Annotated in this window: 17 protein-coding genes; 13 read left to right on the forward strand and 4 right to left on the reverse strand. The window is 70.3% G+C overall.

Going from position 1 to position 16,138, the window contains the following annotated elements:
* The 4 genes from FIF60_RS10580 to lipA form a co-directional block, all read left to right on the forward strand.
* Positions 1-807 (forward strand): 2-oxo acid dehydrogenase subunit E2 (locus FIF60_RS10580; RefSeq protein WP_239451588.1); only part of this gene is annotated, 807 nt, incomplete at its 5' end.
* 500 nt (positions 808-1,307) lie between these two features.
* The gene (gene lpdA / locus FIF60_RS10585; RefSeq protein ID WP_144186047.1) at positions 1,308-2,705 is read left to right on the forward strand and encodes a dihydrolipoyl dehydrogenase; all 1,398 of its coding nucleotides are present in this window, start codon (positions 1,308-1,310) and stop codon (positions 2,703-2,705) included.
* Between the two features lie 21 nt (positions 2,706-2,726).
* Positions 2,727-3,494 (forward strand): hypothetical protein, encoded by a 768-nt coding sequence (locus FIF60_RS10590; protein ID WP_144186048.1) that lies wholly within the window; start codon positions 2,727-2,729, stop codon positions 3,492-3,494.
* 3 nt (positions 3,495-3,497) lie between these two features.
* A complete protein-coding gene (gene lipA, locus FIF60_RS10595; protein ID WP_144186049.1) occupies positions 3,498-4,496 on the forward strand; it encodes a lipoyl synthase in 999 nt (332 codons plus the stop codon).
* A 5-nt stretch (positions 4,497-4,501) separates the two neighbouring features.
* Here lipA and FIF60_RS10600 read toward each other — a convergent pair whose 3' ends face one another.
* A complete protein-coding gene (locus tag FIF60_RS10600; protein ID WP_144186050.1) occupies positions 4,502-5,263 on the reverse strand; it encodes a hypothetical protein in 762 nt (253 codons plus the stop codon).
* 230 nt (positions 5,264-5,493) lie between these two features.
* Here FIF60_RS10600 and FIF60_RS10605 point away from each other — a divergent pair, with 230 nt between their 5' ends.
* On the forward strand, positions 5,494-5,967 hold the full coding sequence (locus FIF60_RS10605; RefSeq protein WP_144186051.1) for a type II toxin-antitoxin system RatA family toxin: 474 nt from the start codon (positions 5,494-5,496) through the stop codon (positions 5,965-5,967).
* Between the two features lie 58 nt (positions 5,968-6,025).
* Complete coding sequence (locus FIF60_RS10610; protein WP_144186052.1) at positions 6,026-6,652, forward strand: glutathione S-transferase family protein; 627 nt, start codon at positions 6,026-6,028, stop codon at positions 6,650-6,652.
* A gap of 4 nt (positions 6,653-6,656) precedes the next feature.
* On the opposite strand, the gene FIF60_RS10615 is transcribed toward FIF60_RS10610, so the two are convergent.
* On the reverse strand, positions 6,657-7,847 hold the full coding sequence (locus FIF60_RS10615) for an amidase (RefSeq protein WP_144186053.1): 1,191 nt from the start codon (positions 7,845-7,847) through the stop codon (positions 6,657-6,659).
* Between the two features lie 77 nt (positions 7,848-7,924).
* The gene (locus FIF60_RS10620; RefSeq protein WP_144186054.1) at positions 7,925-8,860 is read right to left on the reverse strand and encodes a divergent polysaccharide deacetylase family protein; all 936 of its coding nucleotides are present in this window, start codon (positions 8,858-8,860) and stop codon (positions 7,925-7,927) included.
* A 123-nt stretch (positions 8,861-8,983) separates the two neighbouring features.
* Here FIF60_RS10620 and FIF60_RS10625 point away from each other — a divergent pair, with 123 nt between their 5' ends.
* The 7 genes from FIF60_RS10625 to FIF60_RS10655 all read left to right on the forward strand — a co-directional run bounded on the left by FIF60_RS10625 (position 8,984) and on the right by FIF60_RS10655 (position 14,989).
* Complete coding sequence (locus FIF60_RS10625; RefSeq protein WP_144186130.1) at positions 8,984-9,580, forward strand: anthranilate synthase component II; 597 nt, start codon at positions 8,984-8,986, stop codon at positions 9,578-9,580.
* Positions 9,581-9,590: 10 nt separating this feature from the next.
* Positions 9,591-10,640, forward strand: coding sequence for an anthranilate phosphoribosyltransferase (gene trpD, locus FIF60_RS10630; protein ID WP_144186055.1), 1,050 nt, complete (start codon positions 9,591-9,593; stop codon positions 10,638-10,640).
* On the forward strand, positions 10,637-11,443 hold the full coding sequence (gene trpC / locus FIF60_RS10635; RefSeq protein WP_456305147.1) for an indole-3-glycerol phosphate synthase TrpC: 807 nt from the start codon (positions 10,637-10,639) through the stop codon (positions 11,441-11,443). Before trpD ends, trpC begins: the two co-directional genes overlap by 4 nt.
* Before the next feature lie 7 nt (positions 11,444-11,450).
* Positions 11,451-11,951 carry a cyclic pyranopterin monophosphate synthase MoaC gene (gene moaC / locus FIF60_RS10640; RefSeq protein ID WP_144186056.1) on the forward strand — a complete coding sequence of 167 codons (501 nt, stop codon included), beginning with the start codon at positions 11,451-11,453 and terminating at the stop codon, positions 11,949-11,951.
* Positions 11,948-13,171 (forward strand): molybdopterin molybdotransferase MoeA, encoded by a 1,224-nt coding sequence (locus FIF60_RS10645; protein ID WP_144186057.1) that lies wholly within the window; start codon positions 11,948-11,950, stop codon positions 13,169-13,171. Before moaC ends, FIF60_RS10645 begins: the two co-directional genes overlap by 4 nt.
* 62 nt (positions 13,172-13,233) lie before the next feature.
* Entirely contained in the window at positions 13,234-13,887 is a 654-nt protein-coding gene (locus tag FIF60_RS10650; protein ID WP_144186058.1) for a histidine phosphotransferase family protein, read from the forward strand.
* Positions 13,888-13,909: 22 nt separating this feature from the next.
* Positions 13,910-14,989, forward strand: coding sequence for a threonine aldolase family protein (locus FIF60_RS10655; protein WP_144186059.1), 1,080 nt, complete (start codon positions 13,910-13,912; stop codon positions 14,987-14,989).
* On the opposite strand, the gene FIF60_RS10660 is transcribed toward FIF60_RS10655, so the two are convergent.
* Positions 14,990-16,021 (reverse strand): histone deacetylase family protein, encoded by a 1,032-nt coding sequence (locus FIF60_RS10660; protein WP_144186060.1) that lies wholly within the window; start codon positions 16,019-16,021, stop codon positions 14,990-14,992. It lies immediately after the preceding gene.
* Between the last annotated feature and the right edge of the window lie 117 nt (positions 16,022-16,138).

Here is a 16,138-nt window from a genome sequence, read left to right on the forward strand (position 1 = left end):
GCCGCGCGTTCGGGCGGGGCGAAGCCGGCGCCCGCGGCAGCCGCCGCTCCCGCTGCCGCGGCGGCGCCCGCGCCGAAGGCCGCACCTGCGCCTGCCGCGCCGATCACCGCGCCGCACAAGCTCGTGCCTCACAGCACGATGCGGAAGGTCATCGCGCGGCGGCTCGGCGAGAGCAAGGCGACGATCCCCCATTTCTACGCCACGCGGGATGTCGAGCTCGATGCGCTGATGAAGCTCCGTGCCGAGCTGAACGCCAAGTCTCCCAAGGAGGGGCCAGGCGCGTTCAAGCTCTCGGTGAATGACCTCGTCATCAAGGCGACCGCGCTCGCGCTGCGCCGGATGCCGACCGTGAACGCGTCCTGGACCGACGAGGGCATGATCCACTACGACGACGTGGACGTCTCCGTCGCCGTCTCGATCCCCGACGGGCTGATCACCCCCATCATCCGCAAGGCCGACCTGAAGGGCCTTGCCGCCATCTCCAACGAGATGAAGGACCTCGCCGCGCGGGCCAAGTCGGGCAAGCTGAAGCCCGAGGAGTTCCAGGGCGGATCGTTCTCGATCAGCAACATGGGCATGATGGGGGTGAAGGATTTCGCCGCCATCATCAACCCGCCCCAGGCAGCGATCCTCGCCGTGTCGGCCGGCGAGCAGCGGCCGGTGGTGAAGGACGGCGCGCTCGCGATCGCGACGGTCATGACCGTGACGATCAGCGTCGATCACCGCGTGATCGACGGCGCGCTCGCCGCCGAATGGCTCGGCGTGTTCAAGGGGATTATCGAGGACCCGCTGCAGATGATGCTGTGAGTTTCGGTGATCGGCCATGGAGGCGGCGATCAGGCAGTTGCTTGATTGGTATCCCTGGCTCGCATGGCCGCTTGGGCTGGGGCCTGTGTTTATTGTTGGAATTGCCGGTCTGTGGGCGTTCTGGACTTTTGGAACCACGTACCGCATCCAAGTGCACAAACCGTTCTTCGAACGGCAGCTTGAGTGCATCGTAGAGGTGAGCAAGCTAACGGCGGCGCTAGCCACCCCAGTTCACTTGCTCGAGGATTCGTCCACGACTTGGCACAAGACTGCAGGAAGATTTTGGACGCTATACTACGGCGTCCTAAGATTGGTAACCGACGAGGGACTAGAGCGGGCGGTCGATCGGTTCGCGAAGCGCCTCAGTACTTTCAGCCCAGGCGAGGACCCAACGGAACTCCAGGAGCTGAGCCTAAGCGTTGCGCTCGCTGGTCGGCGCTTAGTGTTGTCGGCCTGGAGGCCAGGCCTAAACCCGCTGCGAGTTGGGGAGGGTACCTAAGGTGAGCGACAGTTACGACCTGATCGTTGTCGGCGGTGGGCCCGGCGGATACGTCGCGGCCATCCGCGCCGCGCAGCTCAAGATGAAGGTGGCGCTGGTCGAGCGCGAGCATCTCGGCGGCATCTGCCTCAACTGGGGCTGCATCCCGACCAAGGCGCTCTTGCGCACCTCCGAGATCAACCACCTCCTGCACACGCTCGATGCCTACGGCTTCGCAGCCGACAATCCGCGCTTTGACTTCCAGAAGGTCATCAAGCGCTCGCGCCAGGTGGCTGGGCAGCTTTCGGGCGGCGTGAAGCACCTTCTCAAGAAGAACAAGGTCACCGTGCTCGACGGCCACGGCGCGCTCGCCGGGGCGAAGACGGTGAAGGTGACGAAGGATGGCAAGGACGTCGCGACGCTCACCGCGCCCCATATCATCCTCGCCACCGGCGCCCGCGCCCGCGTGCTTCCCGGCATCGAGCCCGACGGCAGGACGATCTGGACCTATCGCGAGGCGATGGTTCCGACGGCGATGCCGAAATCGCTCCTCGTCATCGGCTCCGGCGCCATCGGCATCGAGTTCGCGTCCTTCTACGCGAACATGGGCGCGAAGGTGACCGTGGTCGAGGTGATGGACCGCGTCCTGCCGGTGGAGGACGCCGAGATCTCCGCCTTCGCCCACAAGGCCTTCGTCAAGCAGGGCATGACCGTCCTCACGGGCGCGACGGTGAAGAAGGTCACGACGTCCGGCTCCGGCGCGACCGTCACGGTCGAGGAGAAGGGCGGCAAGACGCAGGACATCGCCGTCGAGGTGGTGATCAGCGCCGTCGGCATCGTCGGCAACGTCGAGAACATCGGCCTCGAGGGCACCCGCGTGAAGGTCGAGCGCACGCACGTCGTGGTCGACGAGTTCAGCCGCACGGGCGAGCCAGGCGTCTACGCGATCGGCGACCTGACCGGCGCGCCCTGGCTCGCGCACAAGGCCTCGCACGAGGGCGTGGTGTGCGTCGAGGCGATCGCGGGGCTGCACCCGCACCCGATCGACCCGACCACCATCCCCGGCTGCACCTATTGCCGCCCGCAGGTCGCCTCGGTGGGGCTCACCGAGGCGGCGGCGAGGGAGAAGGGCCACGAGGTGCGCGTCGGCCGCTTTCCGTTCATCGGCAACGGCAAGGCCATCGCCATGGGCGAGGCAGAGGGCCTGGTGAAGACGGTGTTCGACGCCAAGACCGGCGAGCTTCTCGGCGCGCACATGGTCGGCGCGGAGGTGACGGAGATGATCCAGGGCTACGCGATCGCGCGCTCGGCCGAGCTCACCGAGGCGGAGCTGATGCACACCGTGTTCCCGCACCCGACGCTGTCGGAGATGATGCACGAGAGCGTGCTCGATGCGTATGGAAGGGTGATCCATATCTAGTCGCGACTCTTCGAGGGTGTGATGGGCTCGCTCTGGATCCCTGCCTCCTCCGGCTCCGCCCTCGCCTCGCAGAAGGCCGTGAAGGCGCTCGAGCAGGGGGCCGCTGGCTCGGACATCGACCTCGCCATCGCCTCGGGCTTCGACCCGAGGGACGTGCATGCGGTCCGTGACTACTCGGAAGCGAAATCGCTGCTTCTGGTGTTCCGCTGCCCCAAGGCCTCGGCTCGTCCCTGGCATGGCGACTACGAGCCGAAGCGCGGCCATGTGTCGGAAAAGTCCGACGCCTCGGGGCGCGCGACCAAGGGCGGGCGCATCTATGTGTCGGACTATGACCTGATGTCGGTCTGGCGCGTCTCGGGCTCCGTCGCCGCGCGAGGCTACCAGAAGATCTTCGTCACAGCGATGAAGCGCGGCGCGAAGCGGGGCGCGTTCTCGCAGGAGGCGACCGAGACGGTCCGGCATCTCAACAAGGGGCTCGTCAGCCGTCTCCAGCACGGCGCGCAGGACGATTGGGCGAATGAGGGCAACCGCGGCGTGACGGGGGATGACCGGTTCCTCGCCTTCGAATGCGGCCAGGCCTGGTACATGGGCTCGGCCCAGGCATGCGCGGCCTTCTACCGTTCGCGCGGACTGCGCTGGCCCTATGACGCGTCCGGCCGCTACACCGGCCCCGACGAGCTCTACGGCGCGAACGGCAAGCCCATAGGCGGCGACTGGGCGCAGAAGGCGGGGGCCGAACCCAATGGCATCGTGCTGCTTGACGGATACGGCAGGCCCATCGACATCTGACCCATGACGACGCGCATCGAGATCGACCATCGCCGCCCCGAGGCAAAGCCGGCCGGAGCCGAGCGCCATCCCGAGAAGGCGCACCGCCCCGACAACCCGATCCAGCGCAAGCCCGCCTGGATCAGGGTGAAGGCGCCGACGCACCCGATCTACGTCGAGACCAAGGCGCTGATCCGCGAGAAGGGGCTCGTCACCGTCTGCGAGGAGGCGGCCTGCCCGAACATCGGCGAGTGCTGGTCGCAGCGGCACGCGACGATGATGATCATGGGCGACACCTGCACGCGCGCCTGCAGCTTCTGCAACGTCGCGACCGGCATCCCCCAGCCTCTCGCGGCCGACGAGCCCGCGCGCGTCGCCGATGCGGTGGCGAAGATGGGCCTACGCCATGTCGTCGTCACCTCGGTCGACCGTGACGACCTCGCCGATGGTGGGGCGGCGCATTTCGCCGCCGTGATCCGCGCCATCCGCGCCGCCGCCCCAGGCACGACGATCGAGATCCTGACACCCGATTTCCTGCGCAAGGGCGACCGCGCCATCGAGACGGTGGTCGAGGCGCGGCCGGACGTGTTCAACCACAACCTCGAGACGGTGCCGCGCCTCTACCCCTCCATCCGCCCCGGTGCGCGCTACTTCGTCTCGCTTCGCCTCCTGTCGCGGGTGAAGGAGATGGAGCCCTCGATCTTCACCAAGTCGGGCCTGATGGTCGGCCTCGGCGAGGAGAGGACGGAGCTCATCCAGGTGATGGACGACCTCCGCGCAGCGGATGTCGATTTCCTCACCCTCGGCCAGTACCTGCAGCCGACGGTGAAGCACGCGGCGGTGGCGAGGTTCGTGACACCCGAGGAGTTCGACGAATACGGCTCGCTCGCGCGCGGCAAGGGCTTCGCCATGGTCGCCTCGAGCCCGCTGACGCGAAGCTCCTACCACGCCGACAGCGACTTCGCCGCGCTGCGCGAGGCCCGCGCCGCGCAGGTCTCCGCTGCTGCGGCACGGGCGCGCTGATCAGCTCACGGCTTACGGCGAGGCAGCGCGGCCAGCAGCGCCAGCGAGGCTGCGAGCAGGGGGGCTGACGCGGGCTCCGGAACCGGCAGCGCCTCGCCCTCGATGCGGAAGAACTTGGTCACGAGAGCGACCGAGTCGACGCCAATCGGATGGGCGGTGTCCTGGCTGTTCAGGCCGACGACACGCGACATGCCGTCCCCCGTGCTGTTGATCGCGTCGTAGTAGAAGTAGACCACCGGGTAGGGGCGATCGTCCTTGTGCAGCAGGTCTACGAGAAGGTTGCCCTTCGTCGGGTCGAACAGGAAATCCTGGTCGAACATGATGACCTGGTCGAAGGCAAAGGTTCCGCCGCCGGGCGCGAAGGTGACGGGACCATCGAGGACGAGCACCGCATCCGTCCCGACATTCTCGGCGAAGGTGGGCGAGAGCCCGTCGACCGCCTTCGTCGTGCTGGAGAGCGTGATCGCGAGGTCGCGGGTGTAGGATTGCGGATTGGCCGGATATTCGACCGCGCGATAGCGGAACGCCATGCCACGGAGATAGAACGCCTCTTCCCCGAACAGCGAGCCCGCATACACGGTCTGCAGCCGCTGCCCTTCGCCCATGCACGCCACCATGCAGTTGTTGTTGGTGCCGAACTGGCTGGCATACGCGTCCGATGGCGCGACGACCGGCGTGAGCGAGGCCGCCATGGCAGGCGCGGCAGGTCCCGCTGCGAAGGCGAGGACAAGTGCGGCGTTGCGGGCCGACGCTGCAATCCGAGACATGCGTGATCCTTCCCTTGTTGCGTGCCGGCCGACCGGGCGGCGTGGTCTGGAAGGTTGCGCACGCGTGTTGCTGGCACGTGTCGGGATGGGGGCGATAGCGTTTCCGTCATGTCAGAGCCTCACCCCGTGCCACGACGCGGTCTGGGCCGCTTCCCTGTCGGCAATGCTGCGCCTCTTGCAACGCAGCTTTCCGCTTTCCTTCACGCATGGTGCGCCTAGATTGACGGGCGATGCCGACACACGCGCAGAAGACCTTCATGCCCTACCGGCCCGACCAGCTCTTCGACCTGGTCGCCGATGTCGGGCGCTACCCCGAGTTCCTGCCCTGGTGCATCGGCGCGCGCATTCGCGAACGATCCGACGCCCACCTGGTGGCCGACCTGGTGATCGGCTTCAAGGTGTTCCGCGAGCGCTTCACCAGCCACGTCACGCTCGACCGGCCGGGCCACATCCACGTGCGCTACGAGGAAGGGCCCTTCCGGTATCTCAACAACCACTGGAAGTTCATCCCCGAAGCCTCTGGAACGACGGTGGATTTTTACGTCGATTTCGAGTTCCGTTCGCGCATCCTGCAGGCTGCCATCGGCGTCGTGTTCAACGAGGCCGTGCGGCTTATGGTCTCGGCGTTCGAGCGCCGCGCGCGGAAGATCTACGGGCCCTCCAACTCGGTCGCTCCAGCCCCCTCGGCGCGCCCGACCGGCTGATCGCTTCCATCAGGCTTACTTGCTGGACCCGCCGGGCCGATGGCGCGAGGCTGCTGGCATGGCCTACGTGCTCTACGGGGACCGCCGCTGCGGTAACGCGATTGTCGAGCTTCTGCTCGCCGCGGCGGACGCGGAGGTCGAGCTCCGCCGCGTCCCGCTCGAGGGGGACGGACAGCTCGCGCCCGGGTATCGCGCCGTCAACCCGATGGGTCGGCTGCCCGCTCTGATCCTGCCCGACGGCACGCTCGTCACCGAGAGCCTCGCCTGCGCGCTGGTCGTCGCCGAGCGGCACCAGGAGGCTGGGCTGATGCCGCCGATCGGCTCGGCCGAGCGCGCGACGGCGCTTCGCTGGATGACGGTGCTGGCGGCAGAGCTCTACCCCGCGATCACGCGGTGGGACTATCCGGCCCGCTTCGCGGACGATCCCGCAGGCGTGGCCGATCGCGCGCGCGACGACAGCCGCCGGATCTGGCGCCTGATCGAGACGTCGATCGCGCCGGCTCCCTTCGCCACCGGCCCGCGCTTCTCCGCCCTCGATGCGCAGATCGCGGTAATGTCGCGCTGGTCGAACGGTCCCGCGTCCTGGGTGGATGCGCATTGCCCGAAGGTCGCAGCCGTCACCCATGCGGTCGCGACGCACCCGAAGGCAGGGCCGGCCTATATCCGGCATTTCGGCCCCTATTGAGCGGCTAGGGCAGGCCAAGGATCTCCGCAGCCTTCTCGACGAAGGCTAGCAGCGCGCGGTCCGTCCCCGGGGCCGACATGAAGGACAGGCCGACTGGCGCGCCGGAGACGCGCGCGGCCGGAATGCTGATCTCCGGCGCACCCGAGAAGCCGCTGATCGAGGTCACCCCGATCGTCCGCTCGCGCATCTGCTGCACCTCGTCGGGCCCCGCGTCGCGCTTGGGCGGGATCAGCGGCGAGGTGGGAAACACCATCACCGCGCCGCCGCCGAGCATCGCGCGGATGCGTGCGCCGGCCGTCGCGCGCAGGTGCCGCGCCCAGGCGGATTTCGCCGGCGGCTGGTGTGGTGCCTGCTCGAACCGGGCCTGCACGACCGGCGAGAGCTTCGGCTTCACCGAGTAGACCCACGGCCCGAGCGAGGAGAGGTTCTCCTCGTTGTTGCAGGCCCGGAACGCATCAAAGAACGCATGCAGCCCCTCGACCGCGACCTCGACCTGGGCCGCCCGGCCGAGCCTCGCCTCGAGCCGCTCGAGCGAGGGGGTCAGCGCAGCGGCCACGGCAGGATCTGCGTTCACCCAGGCTTCCTCGACCTTGAGGAGGGGCCCGAGGGCGCGCGGCGGGTCGGGCGGCAGAAGCACCTCGCCGACGCGCCTCAGCAGCGCCGCCTCGCGCGCGAACCAGCCCACCGTGTCGAAGGAGGGCCCGAGCGGCAGCGCGCCGCAGGCATTCACGGCCCCCCAGGTCGGGCGTATGCCGTAGATGCCGCAATAACTTGCGGGGATGCGCACGCTTCCCGCCGTGTCGGAACCGAGCGCGAAGTCGAACAGCTCTGCCGCGACGCCGGCGGCCGAGCCGCAGGAGGAGCCGCCCGGAACGCGGTCGGGGCAGGCGGGGTTGGTCGGCATGCCGTACCAGAGATTCTCGCCCGTCAGCCCGGCCGCGAGCTCGACCGTGATGGTCTTGCCCACCATCGCCGCGCCTGCCTCCGTGAGCATCGTCACGCAGGGTGCGGTGGCGGCGGCCGGCGGGTGGGTGCGCGCCCAGTCCGGGTTGCCGAATGTCGAGACATGGCCGGCGACGTCGAACAGGTCCTTCAGCCCGAAGCTGAGTCCGGCGAGCGGGCCGGAGCCTGCGCCCGGCAGCGTCACGCGCGGCCCCGGCATGAAGGCGCCGACGGGGTCGCTCAACTCGGCCATCTCTGTCTCTCCCTCTGTCGCGATGACGGCACTGTAGCGCGCCCGCGGTGCGGCGCCAGCAGCGCTCCCCGGATGCGCTACTGCCTCTGCGCGGCGCGCGACAGGAGGAGGCGGCCGGAGAGCGGGATGGTCCGGAACCCCCGGCGCTCGGCGGTCGCAAGCCAGGCCTCGAGCGCCTCCAGCGTCGCCTCGCGCGGGTGGCCGATCGCGATCACGCTTCCGGTCCGGCGGGCCCGCGCCTCCATGGCCGCGATCTGGGTGGTGATCGCGTCGGGGTCGTTGCTGTCGTCGAGGAACACGTCGCGCCCCAGCGCGGGCACGCCGAGCTCGCGCGCGGTGGTGTAGGCGAGGCTGCGCGGGCTCGTACGGCTGTCGAGGAAGTAGAGGCCGCGCGCGCCGATCTCGGCGAGGATGGGCCCGAGCGCGGCGGCGTTCTCGGTGAAGCGGCTGCCCATGTGGTTGTTGACGCCGACGGCGCCCGGCACTGCGGCGAGCGCGGCGCGCAGGCGGCTGAGATTCTCCTCCTCGCTGAGCGTGGCCCTGAGCGCAGAGGGCCCGGGGTCATGGGCCCCGAGCGGTTCCATCGGCATGTGCAGGATCACCTCGTGGCCCGCCGCCCGTGCGGCACGCGTCTGGCCGGCGAGATCCTGCGCGTAGGGGAGGTAGGCGAGGGTGAGCGGGCCTGGGAGCCGCACCGTCCTGGCGCTCCGCCTCCGGTCGAGCCCCATGTCGTCGATCACGAGCGCGACCGTCATCTGCGGCACGGGCCGCGGCACGGGAAGCGAGGCGGGGGTGTAGCCGGGCTCCTCCGGCACGAGGAGGGCGACGAGAACCGCATCGGCCGCGAGCGCGCCGGGGTACGCGAGAAGCGCGCCGAGCAGCAGGAGCGAGCCGAGCCGTCGCAGCCGCTTGGAAAGCGGGGCTGCCGGAAAGAGCCGGCGCCGCAGGCGTGGCCACAGGGCGCGGGAGCGGCGCGCTCCGGATCGTTTGGTGCGGGGGCGGGGGCTCGGCATCCCTACCCTGATGCAAAACCGACTCGCGCCCCGGCTACAGCAGAGTGGGACCAGGGGGAGAGTGGGGCGAAACCGCGGACGGCGACGTTGACCCCTCCGGCCCCGCCGCGCATCCTCCCGGCCATGATCCTGCTGATCGACAACTACGACAGTTTCACCTTCAACCTCTTCCACTTCCTCGGCGACATCGGCGAGACGGTGGAGGTGGTGCGGAACGACGCGCTCACCGCCGCGGAGGCTCTGGCCAAGCGCCCAGACGCGGTGGTGCTGAGCCCCGGGCCGTGCGACCCCGACCGCGCCGGCATCTGCCTCGAGCTGATTCGCGAGGGCGCGGGCAAGGTGCCGATCCTCGGCGTCTGCCTCGGCCACCAGGCGATCGGCCAGGCCTTCGGCGGCAAGGTCGTGCGCGCGCCGGTGCCTTGGCACGGCAAGGTCGATACCGTCGATCATACGGGAACCGACATCTTCGAGGAGGTGCCGCAGGGCTTCCGCGCCACGCGCTACCACTCCCTCGTCGTCGATCGCGCGAGCCTTCCCGCCTCGCTCGAGGCGACGGCGCTCAACGCCGAGGGGCTCGTGATGGGGATGCGGCACCGCACCCTGCCGATCTTCGGGGTGCAGTTCCACCCCGAGAGCATCGCCTCGGAGCATGGCCACACCATCCTGCGCAACTTCATGGCGATCGCCCGGCGCGAGAACCGCGTTCCGGAACCGGCGTGAGGCGCGGGCCATGAATGCCATCCCTGCCGAAGTGCAGGCGCGCACCCTCAAGCCCGTGATTGCCCGCCTCGCCGACAGCCAATCGCTCGGCGAGGAGGATGCCGAGGCGGCCTTCGACATCCTGATGGCCGGCGAGGCCACGCCCGCGCAGATCGCTGGGTTCCTGATGGCGCTGCGCGTGCGCGGCGAGACGGTGGAGGAGATCACCGGTGCAGCCCGGGCGATGCGGGCGAGGATGAGCCGCGTCGCCGCACCCGAGGGCGCGATCGATGTCTGCGGCACGGGTGGCGATGCGGCCGGCACGCTGAACATCTCGACCGCCGTCGCCTTCGTCGTCGCGGGCGCGGGCGTGGCTGTCGCCAAGCACGGCAACCGCGCCGTCTCCTCGCGCTCGGGCGCGGCAGACGTGCTCGGCGCGCTCGGCGTCAACCTCGATGCGCCGTTTTCCGCGATCGAGAAGGCGATGGAGGAGGCACGGGTGGCGTTCCTGCTCGCGCCCCGCCATCACGCGGCGATGCGCCATGTCGCCGGCCCGCGCGTGGAGCTCGGCACGCGGACGATCTTCAACCTGCTCGGACCGCTCTCGAACCCCGCGGGCGTGCGCCGGCAACTCATGGGCGTCTATGCGCGGCGCTGGGTGCGGCCGCTCGCCGAGACGCTCGGCCGGCTCGGCGCCGAGAGGGCCTGGGTGGTGCATGGCTCGGATGGGCTCGACGAGCTGACGGTCACCGGGCCCTCGCACGTCGCGGCGTGGGACGGCGCGGGGGTGAGCGAGTTCACCGTGTCGCCCGAGGATGCGGGGTTGCCGCGCGGCAACCCCGCAGCGCTCAAGGGCGGCGATGCATCGGAAAATGCCGAGGCCCTTCGCGCCCTGCTCGACGGCATGAACGGGCCCTACCGCAACGCCGTTCTGCTCAACGCCGCCGCCTCGCTGATCGTCGCCGGCCGCGTGAACGACCTGCGCGAAGGGGCTGCGATCGCCGCACGCTCGATCGACAGCGGCGCGGCGAAGGCCGCGCTCGATCAGCTCATCGCCATCACCGCGGGGGGCCGCGCATGAGCACGGTGGCCGATCGCATGCCCGATGCGCTGGCGCGGATCTGTGCCCGAACGCTTGCCGACCTCGCGCCGCTGAAGGAGGCGAAGCCCCACGCCGCACTCGAGCGCGAGGCCGCTTCCGCCCCCGTGCCGCGTGGCTTCCTGCGCGCCCTGCGCGAGGCCGCCGCGCGCCGCTACGGCCTGATCGCAGAGATCAAGAAGGCCTCGCCCTCGGCCGGGCTGATCCGCGCCGATTTCGACGCCGCAGCGCTCGCCCGCGCCTACGAGCAGGGCGGCGCGACCTGCCTCTCGGTGCTGACCGACCGCCCGTTCTTCCAGGGCGCGCCGGAGTATCTCCTCGCCGCGCGCGACGCCGTGCCGCTTCCCGTGCTGCGCAAGGACTTCATGCTCGACCCCTGGCAGGTGCTCGAGGCACGCGCCATGGGGGCAGACTGCATCCTGCTCATCATGGCCTGCCTTTCCGATGCCGAGGCCGGCGCGCTCGAACGCCTCGCGCTCGATCTCGGCATGGACGTGCTGGTCGAGGTGCATGACGAGGCCGAGCTCGACCGTGCCCTCGCGCTGACGAGTCCGCTTCTCGGCATCAACAACCGCGACCTGCGCACGCTGAAGACCGACCTCTCGACGACGGAACGGCTGAGCCGCCGCGTGCCCGCGGAGAAGCTCGTCGTCGCCGAGAGCGGCCTCGGCTCGCCCGCCGATCTTGCGCGCATGGCTGCCTGCGGCGCGCGCGTGTTCCTCGTCGGCGAGAGCCTGATGCGCCAGCCCGACGTCGCCGCGGCGACGCGTGCCCTGCTTGCCTGAGCGCGTCGTGCCCGGGCTCACCCATTTCGACGCCGCAGGCAACGCGGTGATGGTCGATGTGTCGGGCAAGGACGTCACCGCCCGAGTCGCCGTCGCGGAGGGGCGGGTGGTGATGGCGGAGGCGACGCTCGCGGCGATCCGCGACCGTGCCATCGCGAAGGGAGACGTTTTCGCCATCGCGCAGCTTGCCGGCATCATGGCAGCGAAGCGCACGGCCGACCTCATCCCCCTTTGCCACCCTCTGCCGCTGTCCTCTGTCACGCTGACGCTCGAGCCGGAAGGCGCCGACAGTGTGCGTATCGAGGCGACGGTGAAGGTCGCGGGCCGCACCGGCGTGGAGATGGAGGCGCTCACCGCGGTCTCGGTCGCTGCGCTGACCGTCTACGACATGTGCAAGGCGATCGATCGCGCGATGCGCATCGAGGGGATTCGGCTCGCGCACAAGTCCGGCGGCCGCAGCGGCACCTATGACGCGCCGGCCGCGACGCCCGTGCGCGAGAACCGATGATCTCGGTCGAGGAGGCACGGGCGCGCATCGTCGCCGCGCTGTCGCCCGTCGGCACCGAGGTCGTCGCCCTGTCCTCCGCCTGGGGCCGCGTGCTCGCCGAGCCCGTGGCAGCGCGCATGGACAAGCCGGGGGCGGATGTCTCGGCGATGGATGGGTTCGCCGTCCGCGCCGCAGAGTGCGCGACCATCCCGGTCAGGCTCCGCGTCGCCGGAAGCGCGCCGGCGGGCCATCCCTTCGCGGGGCGGCTCGCGCCGGGCGAAGCCGTGCGCGTCTTCACCGGCAGCGTGATCCCCGACGATGCCGATGCGGTGGTGATCCAGGAGGACACAAGCCACGCGGAGGAGGGCGACGGGGCCGCCAGCGTCGAGATCCGCTTCGTTCCGAAGCCGCGTGCGCATATACGCCCGCGCGCCGGCGACTTCGCGCAAGGCGACGTCCTGCTCGCCCCGCCTCGGCGGCTGACCGCGCGCGATGTCGGCATCGCCGCCTCGGCCGGGCATGCCTGGCTCACCGTCCGCCGGCGCCCGCGCGTGTCCATCCTCTCGACGGGAGACGAGATCGCCTTGCCTGGCGACCCCGTGCCCGAGGGCGGGCTCGTCTCCTCCAATGCCTTCGTGATCGAGGCGATCGTGCGCGCCCATGGCGGGGAGGCGGTGACGCTTCCGATCGCCGCCGATGATCCCGACCGAATCGCGGACCTCGTCGGCGAAGCGCGTGGTGCGGACCTCATCGTCACGTCGGGGGGCGCCTCGGTCGGCCAGCATGACCTCATCCGCCCGGCTCTCGCCCCGCTCGGCCTCTCGCTCGATTTCTGGAAGATCGCGATGCGGCCTGGGAAGCCGTTCATGTTCGGCCGTGTCGGCGACGCCGCTCTGCTCGGGCTTCCCGGCAACCCGGTTTCTGCGACGGTGTGCGGCATCCTCTTCCTCGGTCCCGCGATCGAGCGCCTCTCCGGTCTCGCGGGCGCGGCGCCTCCGACGGTTCGGGTTAGGGCCGGAACCGACCTCGCAGCGAACGACCACAGAGCGGACCATCTGCGTGCGACGCTGTCGCGCGACCGCGAGGGAACCCTGGTGGCCACGCCTGCTTCGCGGCAGGATTCCTCGCAGATGGCCATCCTCGCCGCCGCCGAGGCACTGATCCTCCGCCCGCCGAACGCACCGGCGGTTCCAGAAGGGCAGTGGGTTGACGCGATCATGCTTGGCGGGAGAGACATCTGAACCGCCTGCACAAGGTTCCGGGGGCAACATGGGGGAAGGCAGGCTGATGGGGGCGGAGGGGGATGATGGGCGGCAACGGCACCGCTGAGGCGCTGCGTCTTGCGGAGCTCGTCGCGGCCCGCATCTGTCACGACCTCGCAAGCCCGATCCTGGTGATCTCGAGCGCGGCCGACCTCGCCCGCATCGAGGCCGAACGCGGCGCTCCGCAGTCGGGCGAGGCCGTGCCGATGCTGATCGAGGGCGGGGACATGGTTTCCGGCCGCGTGAAGGTCCTGCGCGTGCTGTTCGGCCCGCCGCAGGCGCCGCTCGGGGCCGAGGATCTCGCCGCCCTCGCGCGCGGCCATGTCGGCGGCGGCAGGGCGGAGATCGACACCTCCGCGCTCGCGCCAGGTACCGTGTTCTCTCCCGCCGCCGCGCGCGCCGTGCTCGCCGCGCTGGTGCTCGCGGGCGAGGCGCTGCCCCGGGGCGGAACGATTCGCCTCCATGGCGGGGCGGAGGACCTCGCCATCTCGATCACCGGCGCCTCCGCCGCCTGGCCGGCGTCCCTCACCGCCGTCGTCGGCGGCGGCAGCCCCGTGGAGACGGCGCTCGCGGGTGGCTCGCGGGCGCTGATGGGGCCTATCCTGATGCTGCACGCCCGGGAGGCGGGCCTCGCGCCGCAGCTCCTGATGGGTCCTGGCGTGCCGCTCCTGCGGCTTGCCCGCAGCACCGCCTGAACGTTCTGAGGGAGGCTACACGATGGTTCGACCGATTCCCGGCCGCACGCCGCCTGGGCTGATCAACCTCTACTCCGACACCCAGACCAAACCCTCGCGCGCGATGCGCGAGGCGATCATGTCCGCCGAGGTCGGCGACGAGCAGCGCGGCGAGGACCCTTCGGTGAACGCGCTGTGCGAGCGCATGGCCGACCTGATGGGCAAGGAAGCGGCCGTGTTCATGCCCTCTGGCACGATGTGCAACGAGGTCGCCGTGCTCGTCCATTGCCGGCCCGGCGACGAGGTGATCGGTGCGTCGGATTGCCACATCCTCGGCTATGAGGGTGGCGCGCCGGCGGCGCTTGCGGGCGTTCTCGTCACGCCGCTTGCCTCTGTCCGCGGCCAGTTCACGCCCGAGCAGGTCGAGGCGGGTGTTCGCTTCCGCAGCCGGTATTCGCCTAACACGCGGCTGATGACCGCCGAGCAGACGGCGAACATGGGCGGGGGCGCGGTGTGGCCCGTTGCGCAGCTCAACGCGGTCGCCCAGGCGGCGAAGAAGCACGGGCTCGCGACGCATCTCGACGGCGCGCGGCTGATGAACGCCGTCGTCGCCTCCGGCGTGGCGGCGAAGGAGCATGCCGCGGGGTTCGACACGGCCTGGCTAGACTTCACCAAGGGCCTTGGCGCGCCGATCGGGGCGGTGCTCTGCGGCTCGCGCGAGATGATCGACATCGCTTGGCGCTGGAAGCAGCGCATGGGCGGCGCGCTGCGCCAGGGTGGCATCGCTGCCGCTGGCTGCCTGTACGCGCTCGACCACAACATCGAGCGCCTTGCCGAGGACCATGCCAACGCCCGCGCGCTCGCCGCCGGGCTGGGCCAGCTTCCCGGCGTCACGGCCGAGACGCCGGAGACGAACCTCGTATTCTTCGATGTATCCGGAACCGGAATGACGGGGGACGCGTTCTGCCGCGCGATGGAGGCGGAAGGCGTGCGCGTGGGCGCGCAGGGACCTGGGCCTGGCCGCGTGCGCGCCTGCACCCATCTCGACATCTCGGCGGCCGACATCCGCACGGCGCTCGACGTGGCCGAGCGCGTCGTCACCCGCGCGCGGAAGGCGGCCTGATCAGCCGGCACTGAAGCCCGCGAGAAAGCGCCCGAGCAGGCGGGGGAGGGAGGCAACGGCATAGCCTCCCTCCTGCACGATCACCGTCGGCAGCGAGAGCGACGCGGCGATGGCGCCCGCCCGCGCGAAGGCGTCATCCGAGACGTCGAGGAAGCCGAGCGGCTCGTCCTTCGACGCATCGAAGCCGAGGGCGAGGACGAGCGCCTCGGCGCCGAAGCGGCGCACCGCCTCCGCCCCCTTCGTCACCGCCTCGATCCACGGGCCGTCGCCTGCGTGTCGGGGCAAGGGAAGGTTGAGGTTGCTGCCCTCCACTCCGCCCGTCTCGTGCGCATGGCCGACGAACCAGGGATAGTAGTGGTTCGGGTCGCCATGGACGCTGACGGTGAGGACAGAGGCGTCGTCCCAGAAGATGCCCTGAGTGCCGTTGCCGTGATGGCTGTCGATGTCGAGGACGGCGACGCGCGCGGCACCGCCCGCTCGCAGGTTCGCCGCGGCGAGCGCGCTGTTGTTGAGGAAGCAGTGCCCGCCCGCGCGGGCGGCATAGGCATGGTGGCCGGGCGGGCGGCAGGCCGCGTAGGCCGCCCGAGCGCCCGAGACCACGTCGCGCGACGCGGCATCGGCGCAGCAGGCGGCGGCGAGCGACGAGGCCCAGGTGCCTTCGCCGATCGCGCAGGCCGTGTCGGCCATGTACCAGCCCGCGCGCGAAACGATGCCTGCGCCCCGCATCGCGCCCTGCGCGATCATCTCCGGTGTGGGGTGCATGTTCGGCACGATCTCCGGCCCCGCGTTCGGCTGGGCCGACCAGTCGCGCAAGCCCTCGCGCAGGAAGCGGAGATACTCCTCGTCATGGATGGAACCGAGCCGTGCGGGCGCGACGGTGTCGGGCGTGACGATCTCGAGCCCGGATGTGCGTGCGCCCTCGAGCAGCGCGGCGGCCCTGGCGGGTGTTTCGAAACAGGGAACGATCCTGCCGCGCATCAGGAAGAACTGCGGATCGTGCAGCGACAGGTCGGGATGATGGAAGACGCGCATGCGGTGCTCCTCGCTCTAGCTCCGAACGCTAGAGCAGTTCGCCTCGGCGCGGAAACAGGCGATGCGAGGGCGCGCGCACGCCTTCGGCTTGGTGACATGTTTCCGCTGCGCTTCGCC

The organism is Elioraea rosea (assembly GCF_007644105.1).
Lineage (GTDB): Bacteria > Pseudomonadota > Alphaproteobacteria > Acetobacterales > Acetobacteraceae > Elioraea_A > Elioraea_A rosea.

Coding starts and splice junctions, on each gene's coding strand:
- trpD (WP_144186055.1), top strand. CDS start 9,591: ATGAATGCCATCCCTGCCGAAGTGCAGGCGCGCACCCTCAAGCCCGTG.
- FIF60_RS10645 (WP_144186057.1), top strand. CDS start 11,948: ATGATCTCGGTCGAGGAGGCACGGGCGCGCATCGTCGCCGCGCTGTCG.
- trpC (WP_456305147.1), top strand. CDS start 10,637: ATGAGCACGGTGGCCGATCGCATGCCCGATGCGCTGGCGCGGATCTGT.
- FIF60_RS10625 (WP_144186130.1), top strand. CDS start 8,984: ATGATCCTGCTGATCGACAACTACGACAGTTTCACCTTCAACCTCTTC.
- FIF60_RS10620 (WP_144186054.1), bottom strand. CDS start 8,860: ATGCCGAGCCCCCGCCCCCGCACCAAACGATCCGGAGCGCGCCGCTCC.
- FIF60_RS10650 (WP_144186058.1), top strand. CDS start 13,234: ATGATGGGCGGCAACGGCACCGCTGAGGCGCTGCGTCTTGCGGAGCTC.
- FIF60_RS10610 (WP_144186052.1), top strand. CDS start 6,026: ATGGCCTACGTGCTCTACGGGGACCGCCGCTGCGGTAACGCGATTGTC.
- FIF60_RS10605 (WP_144186051.1), top strand. CDS start 5,494: ATGCCGACACACGCGCAGAAGACCTTCATGCCCTACCGGCCCGACCAG.
- lipA (WP_144186049.1), top strand. CDS start 3,498: ATGACGACGCGCATCGAGATCGACCATCGCCGCCCCGAGGCAAAGCCG.
- FIF60_RS10660 (WP_144186060.1), bottom strand. CDS start 16,021: ATGCGCGTCTTCCATCATCCCGACCTGTCGCTGCACGATCCGCAGTTC.
- FIF60_RS10655 (WP_144186059.1), top strand. CDS start 13,910: ATGGTTCGACCGATTCCCGGCCGCACGCCGCCTGGGCTGATCAACCTC.
- FIF60_RS10615 (WP_144186053.1), bottom strand. CDS start 7,847: ATGGCCGAGTTGAGCGACCCCGTCGGCGCCTTCATGCCGGGGCCGCGC.
- FIF60_RS10590 (WP_144186048.1), top strand. CDS start 2,727: ATGGGCTCGCTCTGGATCCCTGCCTCCTCCGGCTCCGCCCTCGCCTCG.
- FIF60_RS10600 (WP_144186050.1), bottom strand. CDS start 5,263: ATGTCTCGGATTGCAGCGTCGGCCCGCAACGCCGCACTTGTCCTCGCC.